This window comes from Pseudomonas sp. NPDC098747, assembly GCF_044760045.1.
Taxonomy (GTDB): Bacteria; Pseudomonadota; Gammaproteobacteria; order Pseudomonadales; family Pseudomonadaceae; genus Aquipseudomonas.
Genome location: NZ_JBIWAL010000075.1, coordinates 880 through 10,397, shown reverse-complemented (window position 1 = coordinate 10,397; position 9,518 = coordinate 880). Strand labels below are relative to the sequence as shown.

Annotated in this window: 8 protein-coding genes; 7 read left to right on the top strand and 1 reads right to left on the bottom strand. The window is 57.1% G+C overall.

Translation table 11 applies throughout. The features are described from left to right. The 3 genes from carB to ACIQVE_RS26860 form a co-directional block, all read left to right on the top strand. On the top strand, positions 1-3,131 hold a 3,131-nt coding region (gene carB / locus ACIQVE_RS26870), incomplete at its 5' end, for a carbamoyl-phosphate synthase large subunit (protein ID WP_402814385.1). Continuing rightward, the gene (gene greA / locus ACIQVE_RS26865; protein ID WP_402814382.1) at positions 3,128-3,604 is read left to right on the top strand and encodes a transcription elongation factor GreA; all 477 of its coding nucleotides are present in this window, start codon (positions 3,128-3,130) and stop codon (positions 3,602-3,604) included. The genes carB and greA, both read left to right, overlap by 4 nt. 28 nt (positions 3,605-3,632) lie before the next feature. Then, positions 3,633-4,037 (top strand): MFS transporter, encoded by a 405-nt coding sequence (locus ACIQVE_RS26860; RefSeq protein ID WP_402814409.1) that lies wholly within the window; start codon positions 3,633-3,635, stop codon positions 4,035-4,037. Between the two features lie 9 nt (positions 4,038-4,046). On the opposite strand, the gene ACIQVE_RS26855 is transcribed toward ACIQVE_RS26860, so the two are convergent. Then, complete coding sequence (locus ACIQVE_RS26855; RefSeq protein WP_402814379.1) at positions 4,047-4,355, bottom strand: YhbY family RNA-binding protein; 309 nt, start codon at positions 4,353-4,355, stop codon at positions 4,047-4,049. A gap of 101 nt (positions 4,356-4,456) precedes the next feature. Here ACIQVE_RS26855 and rlmE point away from each other — a divergent pair, with 101 nt between their 5' ends. From rlmE to glmM, 4 genes are all read left to right on the top strand, one after another. Then, positions 4,457-5,086, top strand: a complete 630-nt coding sequence (gene rlmE / locus ACIQVE_RS26850) for a 23S rRNA (uridine(2552)-2'-O)-methyltransferase RlmE (protein ID WP_402814377.1) — start codon at positions 4,457-4,459, stop codon at positions 5,084-5,086. Positions 5,087-5,289: 203 nt separating this feature from the next. Beyond that, complete coding sequence (gene ftsH / locus ACIQVE_RS26845) at positions 5,290-7,197, top strand: ATP-dependent zinc metalloprotease FtsH (RefSeq protein ID WP_402814374.1); 1,908 nt, start codon at positions 5,290-5,292, stop codon at positions 7,195-7,197. Between the two features lie 8 nt (positions 7,198-7,205). After that, complete coding sequence (gene folP, locus ACIQVE_RS26840) at positions 7,206-8,057, top strand: dihydropteroate synthase (RefSeq protein WP_402814371.1); 852 nt, start codon at positions 7,206-7,208, stop codon at positions 8,055-8,057. Positions 8,058-8,073: 16 nt separating this feature from the next. After that, positions 8,074-9,411 (top strand): phosphoglucosamine mutase, encoded by a 1,338-nt coding sequence (gene glmM / locus ACIQVE_RS26835; protein WP_402814368.1) that lies wholly within the window; start codon positions 8,074-8,076, stop codon positions 9,409-9,411. Positions 9,412-9,518: the final 107 nt, after the last annotated feature.

The following is a 9,518-nucleotide window of genomic DNA, read 5'->3' as shown; positions in this document are numbered from 1 at the left end:
CCCAGGCTTGCAAAGCCCTGCGCGAAGAGGGTTACCGCGTCATCCTGGTGAACTCCAACCCGGCCACCATCATGACCGACCCGTCGATGGCCGACGCGACCTACATCGAACCGATCAAATGGCAGACCGTTGCCAAAATCATCGAGAAAGAGCGTCCAGACGCGCTGCTGCCGACCATGGGCGGCCAGACCGCTCTGAACTGCGCCCTCGACCTGGAGCGCGAAGGCGTTCTGGAGAAATTCGGCGTGGAAATGATCGGCGCCAACGCCGACACCATCGACAAGGCTGAAGACCGTTCGCGCTTCGACAAGGCGATGAAATCCATCGGCCTGGACTGCCCGCGCTCGGGCATCGCTCACAGCATGGAAGAAGCCAACGCAGTGCTCGAGAAGCTCGGCTTCCCGTGCATCATCCGTCCGTCCTTCACCATGGGCGGCACCGGTGGCGGTATCGCTTATAACCGTGAAGAGTTCGAAGAAATCTGCGCCCGCGGCCTCGATCTGTCGCCGACCAAAGAGCTGCTGATTGACGAATCCCTGATCGGCTGGAAAGAGTACGAGATGGAGGTTGTCCGCGATAAGAAGGACAACTGCATCATCGTCTGCTCCATCGAAAACTTTGACCCGATGGGCGTGCACACCGGTGACTCGATCACTGTTGCGCCGGCACAGACCCTGACGGACAAGGAATACCAGATCATGCGTAATGCCTCGCTGGCGGTGCTGCGCGAGATCGGCGTGGAAACCGGCGGCTCCAACGTCCAGTTCGGTATTTGCCCGGACACTGGCCGCATGGTCGTCATCGAGATGAACCCGCGAGTATCCCGTTCATCGGCGCTGGCCTCGAAAGCCACTGGCTTTCCGATTGCGCGTATCGCGGCCAAGCTGGCGATCGGCTACACCCTGGACGAACTGCAAAACGAAATCACTGGCGGCGCTACTCCGGCGTCCTTCGAGCCGTCGATCGACTATGTCGTCACCAAGCTGCCACGTTTTGCTTTCGAAAAATTCCCTAAGGCTGACGCGCGTCTGACCACTCAGATGAAGTCGGTTGGTGAGGTCATGGCTATCGGCCGAACTTTCCAGGAATCCCTGCAGAAAGCCCTGCGTGGTCTGGAAGTGGGCGTTTGCGGTCTGGACGAGAAGCTCGACCTGAGCAATCCGGAAAGCATGAGCGTGCTCAAGCGCGAACTGACCGTGCCGGGCGCCGAGCGTATCTGGTACGTGGCGGACGCTTTCCGCGCTGGCATGACCGTCGAAGAAATTTTCGGCATGAACATGATCGATCCGTGGTTCCTGGTACAGATCGAAGATCTGATCAAGGACGAAGAGAAGGTCAAGACCCTGGGTCTGTCCTCTATCGACCGCGATCTGATGTTCAAGCTCAAGCGCAAAGGCTTCTCCGATCAGCGTCTGGCCAAACTGCTGGGTGTGACCGAGAAGAACCTGCGGACTCACCGTCACAAGCTGGAAGTGTTCCCGGTCTACAAGCGCGTTGACACCTGCGCGGCCGAGTTCGCTACTGACACCGCCTACCTGTATTCGACCTACGAGGAAGAATGCGAAGCAGCGCCGTCGGGTCGCGACAAGATCATCATCCTCGGCGGTGGCCCAAACCGTATCGGCCAGGGCATCGAGTTCGACTATTGCTGCGTACACGCCGCCCTTGCTCTGCGCGAAGACGGGTACGAGACCATCATGGTCAACTGCAACCCGGAAACCGTTTCCACTGACTACGACACTTCCGACCGTCTGTACTTCGAGTCGGTAACCCTGGAAGACGTGCTGGAAATCTGCCGCGTCGAAAAGCCGAAAGGTGTAATCGTCCAGTACGGTGGCCAGACCCCGCTGAAACTGGCTCGCGCCCTTGAAGCCGCTGGCGTGCCAATCATCGGCACCAGCCCAGACGCCATCGACCGTGCCGAAGACCGTGAGCGTTTCCAGCAGATGGTTGAGCGCCTGAACCTGCGTCAGCCGCCAAACGCTACCGTGCGCAGCGAAGACGAAGCCATTCGTGCCGCGACCAAGATCGGTTACCCGCTGGTAGTTCGCCCGTCCTACGTGTTGGGCGGTCGTGCGATGGAAATCGTCTACGAAGAAGAAGAACTCAAGCGCTATCTGCGTGATGCGGTGAAAGTGTCCAACGACAGCCCGGTGCTGCTCGACCACTTCCTCAACTGCGCCATCGAGATGGACGTCGATGCGGTCTGCGACGGCAAAGACGTGGTGATCGGCGCGATCATGCAGCACATCGAACAGGCTGGCGTTCACTCCGGTGACTCCGCGTGCTCGCTGCCACCGTACTCGCTGCCGGCGCACATCCAGGACGAGATGCGCGAACAGGTCAAGAAAATGGCCCTGGAACTGGGCGTTGTCGGCCTGATGAACGTGCAATTGGCGCTGCAAGGCGAAGACATCTACGTCATCGAAGTCAACCCGCGCGCTTCCCGTACCGTGCCGTTCGTGTCCAAGTGCATCGGTGTTTCCTTGGCCATGATCGCGGCTCGCGTGATGGCTGGTAAAACGCTGAAAGAAATCGGCTTCACCAAAGAAATCATCCCGAACTTCTACAGCGTGAAAGAGGCGGTGTTCCCATTCGCCAAATTCCCTGGCGTTGACCCGATCCTCGGCCCTGAGATGAAGTCGACCGGTGAAGTGATGGGCGTTGGCGACACCTTCGGTGAAGCTTTCGCCAAAGCCCAGATGGGCGCGAGCGAAGTGCTGCCGACTGGCGGCACTGCATTCATCAGCGTGCGTGACGATGACAAGCCACTGGTTGCAGGCGTAGCCCGTGATCTGATCAACTTGGGCTTCGAAGTGGTTGCCACTGCCGGTACTGCCAAGCTGATTGAAGCTGCAGGCCTGAAAGTGCGCCGTGTGAACAAGGTGACCGAGGGTCGTCCGCACGTGGTCGACATGATCAAGAATGATGAAGTCACGCTGATCATCAACACTACCGAAGGTCGCCAGTCGATCGCCGATTCGTACTCCATTCGTCGCAATGCCTTGCAGCACAAGATTTACTGCACCACTACCATTGCTGCTGGCGAAGCTATCTGTGAAGCGCTGAAGTTCGGTCCGGAAAAGACCGTGCGTCGCTTGCAGGATCTACACGCAGGATTGAAGGCATGATCAAATATCCAATGACCGTCCAGGGCGCGAAAGCCCTGGAAGAAGAACATACTCACCTGACCAAGGTCATCCGTCCGAAGCTCAGCCAGGACATCGGCACGGCCCGCGAGTTGGGTGACTTGAAAGAGAACGCTGAATACCATGCCGCCCGCGAACAGCAGGGCATGGTCGAGGCGCGGATTCGTGACATCGAGGGTCGGATTCAGAATCAGGTCATCATTGATGTCACGACCATTCCTCATACCGGCAAAGTGATCTTCGGCACTACCGTCGAAATCGCCAACGTCGAGACTGATGAAAGCGTCACTTACCACATCGTGGGTGAGGATGAGGCTGACTTCAAACTTGGCAAGATTTCCGTCGGTTCGCCTCTGGCCCGTGCCTTGATCGGCAAGGAAGAGGGCGACACGGTCGCCGTGAAAACGCCAAGTGGCGTTATCGAGTACGAGATTGTTGAAGTCCGTCACATCTGAAGCCGGCCGCCCGCTGCATGCGGGCGCCATGCTTTGGCAACTGACCCAGATGTTATGGGTCGGTGGTCTCTGGTTGATTCATTTCGGTTTGCAGCCGGCGTTGGGCAAGATTGGCCTGGCGCCGCTGTTGATCGATGAAGTCGCCAGTGCATTTGAAATGCTGGTGGTGGGTTTTTCCGCCGCATGCGTGATATTTCAGGCTTTGGTGCTGTTACAGGCCGAGGGCCTTGCCAGTCTATGGCGGGATTTTCGCGGGCAGGTGCTGTTGATGGCGTTGTATGCGTGTGCGATGTTTGTCGCAGTGCGTGTCGGCTGGCCGGATGCGCAGCGCTGGCAGGTGTTCAGCTATCTGGTTCTGGGGTTTTCCGGGCTGGTGCTGGTAATGCTGCCGGTGCCGGGATGGAGTGGCAGGGTGCGCGAAGCACACCCTTGACCCTTGTCATCACTTGAAGCGATGAACGTTCGACAGCTGCTTGTTGACACTGAAGTTCTTGCGGTAGAGCAGCGCCATCTTGCCGATGACCTGTACCAGATCCGCCTTGCCGACCTTGCACAGTTCAGCAATGGACGCCAAGCGCGACTCGCGATCTAGGATGTTGAGCTTGATTTTGATCAGCTCGTGATCCGCCAAAGCGCGTTCAAGTTCGGCTAACACACCTTCAGTCAAACCGTTGTCAGCCACAGTCAAAACTGGTTTCAGATGGTGGCCAATGGATTTGTACTGTTTCTTCTGCTCTTGAGTGAGCGGCATAATCTGACCCTTTAGTCTGGATTCTGTAAAATGGCGGCCATTTTACCCGAGGGTTCGCGGATCCGCCCAATTAATCACGACCCTTATCATCGAGGTGCCCAATGGCGCGTTCCAAGACAAGCCTTGGTTGGCTGAAAAGACATGTCAATGATCCCTATGTGAAGCAGGCGCAAAAGGATGGCTACCGCTCGCGTGCGAGTTACAAACTTCTGGAGGTCCAGGAAAAATACAAGCTGATCCGTCCTGGCATGAGCGTTGTCGACCTGGGCGCGGCGCCCGGTGGCTGGTCGCAGGTCACTAGCCGACTGATCGGTGGTCAGGGGCGTCTGATCGCCTCGGACATCCTGGAAATGGACAGCATTCCGGACGTGACTTTCATCCAGGGTGACTTCACCCAGGACGAAGTGCTCGCTCAGATCCTTGAGGCTGTGGGTAATTCGCAGGTGGACCTTGTGATTTCCGATATGGCCCCCAATATGAGTGGTACGCCTGAAGTGGATATGCCAAAAGCCATGTTTCTTTGCGAGCTGGCTCTTGATTTGGCGGAGCGGATACTCAAGCCCGGTGGTAATTTCGTAATCAAGATTTTTCAGGGCGAAGGGTTCGATATTTACCTGAAGGACGCTCGTAAGAAATTCGACAAGATCCAGATGATCAAGCCGGATTCTTCCCGTGGCACCTCCCGCGAGCAATACATGCTGGCTTGGGGCTACCGCGGTCGGAGCGAGTAAAACGAGGTTTTTCGACCAGGGCGATAGGTTTTTCGTATTTCGCCCCGGGCGCTTTAACGAATATTGTGTAGAAAGTGTTTCACAAAGGGTTACAGACGGCGCCTGCCAGAGTTGTAGGTAATGTAGTAAGTTAGGCCGGTGAATATCATGCGAAGCGCGCGCCAGTAGCGGAGCTTGCTTCAGAGGGTAGTTAATTGAACGACATGTCAATGTATATGATCCTGTGGTTGATCATCGCGGCTGTCCTGGTGACGGTGATGAACAACTTCTCCAGCCCTAACGAGCCGCAGACCCTCAACTATTCCGACTTCATCCAGCAGGTCAAGGATGGAAAGGTCGAGCGCGTCGCCGTTGATGGTTATGTGATTACCGGCAAGCGCAGCGATGGCGACAGCTTCAAGACCATTCGTCCGGCAATTCAAGACAATGGCCTGATCGGCGATCTGGTTGACAACCACGTTGTGGTTGAAGGCAAGCAGCCTGAACAGCAAAGTATCTGGACCCAGCTTCTGGTGGCCAGCTTCCCGATCCTGGTGATCATCGCGGTGTTCATGTTCTTCATGCGCCAGATGCAGGGCGGTGCCGGTGGCAAGGGCGGGCCGATGAGCTTCGGCAAGAGCAAGGCGCGCCTGCTGTCCGAAGATCAGGTGAAAACCACTTTGGCCGACGTTGCCGGTTGCGATGAGGCCAAGGAAGAAGTCGGCGAGCTGGTTGAGTTCCTCCGTGATCCGGGCAAGTTCCAGCGTCTGGGCGGTCGAATTCCTCGCGGTGTGCTGATGGTCGGTCCTCCGGGTACCGGTAAAACCCTGCTGGCCAAGGCAATTGCCGGCGAAGCCAAGGTGCCTTTCTTCACCATTTCCGGTTCCGACTTTGTCGAGATGTTCGTCGGCGTCGGTGCGAGCCGCGTCCGTGACATGTTCGAGCAGGCCAAGAAGCACGCTCCGTGCATCATCTTCATCGATGAAATCGATGCCGTCGGTCGCCATCGTGGCGCGGGCATGGGTGGTGGTCACGATGAGCGTGAGCAGACTCTTAACCAATTGCTGGTTGAGATGGATGGCTTCGAAATGAATGACGGCATCATCGTGATCGCTGCAACCAACCGACCTGACGTACTCGACCCTGCGCTGCTGCGTCCGGGCCGATTCGACCGACAGGTAGTGGTCGGTCTGCCGGACATCCGTGGTCGCGAACAGATTCTCAAGGTTCACATGCGTAAAGTGCCAATGGGTGACGACGTCGCTCCGGGTGTTATCGCGCGTGGTACTCCTGGCTTCTCCGGCGCCGACTTGGCTAACCTAGTCAACGAAGCTTCGCTATTCGCTGCCCGTAGCGGCAAGCGCATCGTTGAGATGAAGGAATTCGAACTGGCCAAAGACAAGATCATGATGGGCGCCGAGCGCAAATCGATGGTCATGTCCGAGAAAGAGAAACGCAACACCGCTTATCACGAAGCCGGCCACGCTATTGTTGGTCGCGTCGTACCTGAGCATGATCCGGTCTATAAAGTGTCGATCATTCCGCGCGGTCGTGCGCTGGGTGTGACGATGTTCCTGCCGGAAGAAGATCGTTATAGCCTGTCCAAGCGTGCATTGATCAGTCAGATCTGCTCGCTGTATGGCGGCCGTATCGCCGAAGAAATGACCCTGGGCTTCGACGGTGTGACCACCGGTGCTTCCAACGACATCATGCGTGCCAGTCAGATCGCGCGAAACATGGTGACCAAGTGGGGCCTGTCGGAAAAACTCGGTCCGCTGATGTATGCCGAAGAGGAAGGTGAAGTGTTCCTCGGTCGTGGCGGTGGCGGTCAGGCTGCCAGCTTCTCCGGTGAAACGGCCAAGCTGATCGATTCCGAAGTGCGCAGCATCATTGACCAGTGCTACGGCACGGCCAAGCAGATCCTTGCGGACAATCGTGACAAGCTCGATGCCATGGCCGATGCCCTGATGAAGTACGAGACGATTGATGCTGAACAGATCGATGACATCATGGCTGGCCGTACGCCTCGCGAGCCTCGCGATTGGTCGGGTGGCACCGGTACGCCGCCGCCTCCAGTAGTTCAGGATGAGCGTCCGGAGACACCGATCGGCGGTCCAGCTGCTGACGTGTAAGGTTTGAAATGACTTCTGTACAGTCCCTGCCCCGGTTGCCTTGCGGCAACCGGGTTCTTGATTTGGCCCAGACGCATGTCATGGGCATTCTAAATGTCACTCCCGATTCCTTCTCAGATGGCGGTCGATACAGCCAGCTCGATGCGGCCTTGCGCCACGCCGAAGCGATGGTGGCGGCTGGTGCGACGCTAATTGACGTCGGCGGCGAATCCACTCGCCCTGGCGCGCGAGCGGTGTCTCCGTTGGAGGAGCTTGAGCGCGTGGCACCGATTGTCGAGCTGATCAACCGCGAGATCGATGTGATTATCTCGGTCGATACATCGACACCTGCCGTGATGCGCGAAACCGCGCGACTGGGTGCAGGGCTGATCAACGATGTGCGATCACTGCAGCGTGATGGAGCTTTGGATGCGGCAGCGGCAACCGGTTTGCCGGTATGCCTCATGCATATGCTCGGTGAGCCGGGTGATATGCAGGACAATCCTCAGTACCATGACGTCACTCGGGAAGTCGGCGAGTTTCTCGCCGAGCGCATGGCGCAATGTGCATTGGCAGGTATTCCGGCCGAGCGAATCATTCTCGATCCGGGCTTTGGCTTCGCCAAAACTTTGCAGCACAATCTAAGCTTGTTTAAGCATATGGAAGCCCTGCATGTGTTGGGCCGCCCCTTGTTGGTGGGTGTTTCGCGCAAGAGCATGATCGGGCATGCGTTGAATCGTCCCGTGGGCGAGCGTCTGTATGGTGGTCTTGCGCTGGCCGCACTGGCGTCAGTCAAGGGTGCGCGTATATTGCGTGTCCATGATGTGGCGCAAACGGTAGATGTGGTGCGAATGATCGCGGCCGTCGAATCAGCCGAATAAGAATGATGGAGCACTTATGAGCAAGAAATACTTTGGTACTGATGGCATTCGTGGTCGAGTCGGTGAATATCCGATTACTCCTGACTTCATGCTCAAGCTTGGCTGGGCTGCTGGCATGGCGTTCCGCAAGAAGGGTGCCTGCAAGGTGCTGGTCGGCAAGGACACGCGAATTTCCGGCTATATGTTCGAGTCGGCGCTCGAGGCTGGCCTGACATCGGCAGGTGCCGATGTAATGCTGCTCGGTCCAATGCCGACACCAGCCATCGCTTACCTGGCGCGCACTTTCCAGGCTGAGGCCGGCATCGTGATCAGTGCTTCGCACAACCCGCATGATGATAACGGCATCAAATTCTTTTCAGGAAAAGGCACCAAACTGCCGGATGAACTGGAGTTGATGATCGAAGAGCTGCTCGACACTCCGATGACCGTGGTCGAATCGAGCAAGATTGGTAAAGTTTCGCGGATCAACGATGCGTCTGGTCGATACATTGAATTCTGCAAGAGTAGTGTGCCCACTGGCACCACTTTTTCTGGCCTCAAGATTGTCATCGATTGCGCACACGGCGCGACCTATAAGGTTGCCCCAAGCGTTTTCCGTGAGCTTGGTGCGGACGTTGTCGTGCTATCGGCCCAGCCCAACGGCCTGAATATCAATGACAACTGCGGCTCGACCCATATGGGTCAGTTGCAGGCGGCAGTATTGGCTGAACATGCTGATCTGGGAATCGCCTTTGATGGTGACGGCGATCGGGTCTTGATGGTCGACCACACTGGTGCAATTGTTGATGGCGACGAATTGATATTCATCATTGCGCGTGATTTGCATGAGCGTGGAAAGCTGCAGGGCGGCGTGGTTGGCACCCTCATGAGTAACCTCGGTCTTGAGTTGGCGCTCGCCGATCTTTCGATTCCATTCATTCGTGCCAATGTTGGCGATCGCTATGTGATTGCTGAATTGCTGGAGCGTAATTGGCTGGTCGGTGGTGAAAACTCGGGACATGTCGTCTGCTTCAATCACACCACGACAGGCGACGCGATCATTGCGGCTCTGCAAGTGCTGATGGCGCTCAAGACGCGTAACGAAGGCCTGGCGCTAGCCCGCCAAGCGTTGCGCAAGTGTCCTCAGGTGCTGATCAATGTGCGTTTCGGCGGTGGCGAAAGCCCGCTGGAGCATCCGGCTGTCAAGGAAGCAAGCGCGCGCGTAACCCAGGCAATGGCGGGGCGTGGGCGTGTGCTCTTGCGCAAGTCCGGCACAGAGCCTCTGGTGCGCGTGATGGTCGAAGGCGAGGACGAGGCTCAGGTTCGCGGCTATGCCGAAGAACTGGCAAAACTGGTAACTGAAGTTTCTGCCTGATACGGCTTGCAAGCCATGATTGTGTTGGGTAACATCTGCGCCCACTTTGACCGACGAGGTACAGCATGCGTCGCCCTATGGTAGCTGGTTACTTGAAGATGCACGGT

Bases quoted from the DNA above. Each gene is read 5' to 3' on its own strand.
- greA (WP_402814382.1), top strand. From the start codon at position 3,128: ATGATCAAATATCCAATGACCGTCCAGGGCGCGAAAGCCCTGGAAGAA.
- ACIQVE_RS26860 (WP_402814409.1), top strand. From the start codon at position 3,633: ATGCTTTGGCAACTGACCCAGATGTTATGGGTCGGTGGTCTCTGGTTG.
- ACIQVE_RS26855 (WP_402814379.1), bottom strand. From the start codon at position 4,355: ATGCCGCTCACTCAAGAGCAGAAGAAACAGTACAAATCCATTGGCCAC.
- rlmE (WP_402814377.1), top strand. From the start codon at position 4,457: ATGGCGCGTTCCAAGACAAGCCTTGGTTGGCTGAAAAGACATGTCAAT.
- ftsH (WP_402814374.1), top strand. From the start codon at position 5,290: ATGTCAATGTATATGATCCTGTGGTTGATCATCGCGGCTGTCCTGGTG.
- folP (WP_402814371.1), top strand. From the start codon at position 7,206: ATGACTTCTGTACAGTCCCTGCCCCGGTTGCCTTGCGGCAACCGGGTT.
- glmM (WP_402814368.1), top strand. From the start codon at position 8,074: ATGAGCAAGAAATACTTTGGTACTGATGGCATTCGTGGTCGAGTCGGT.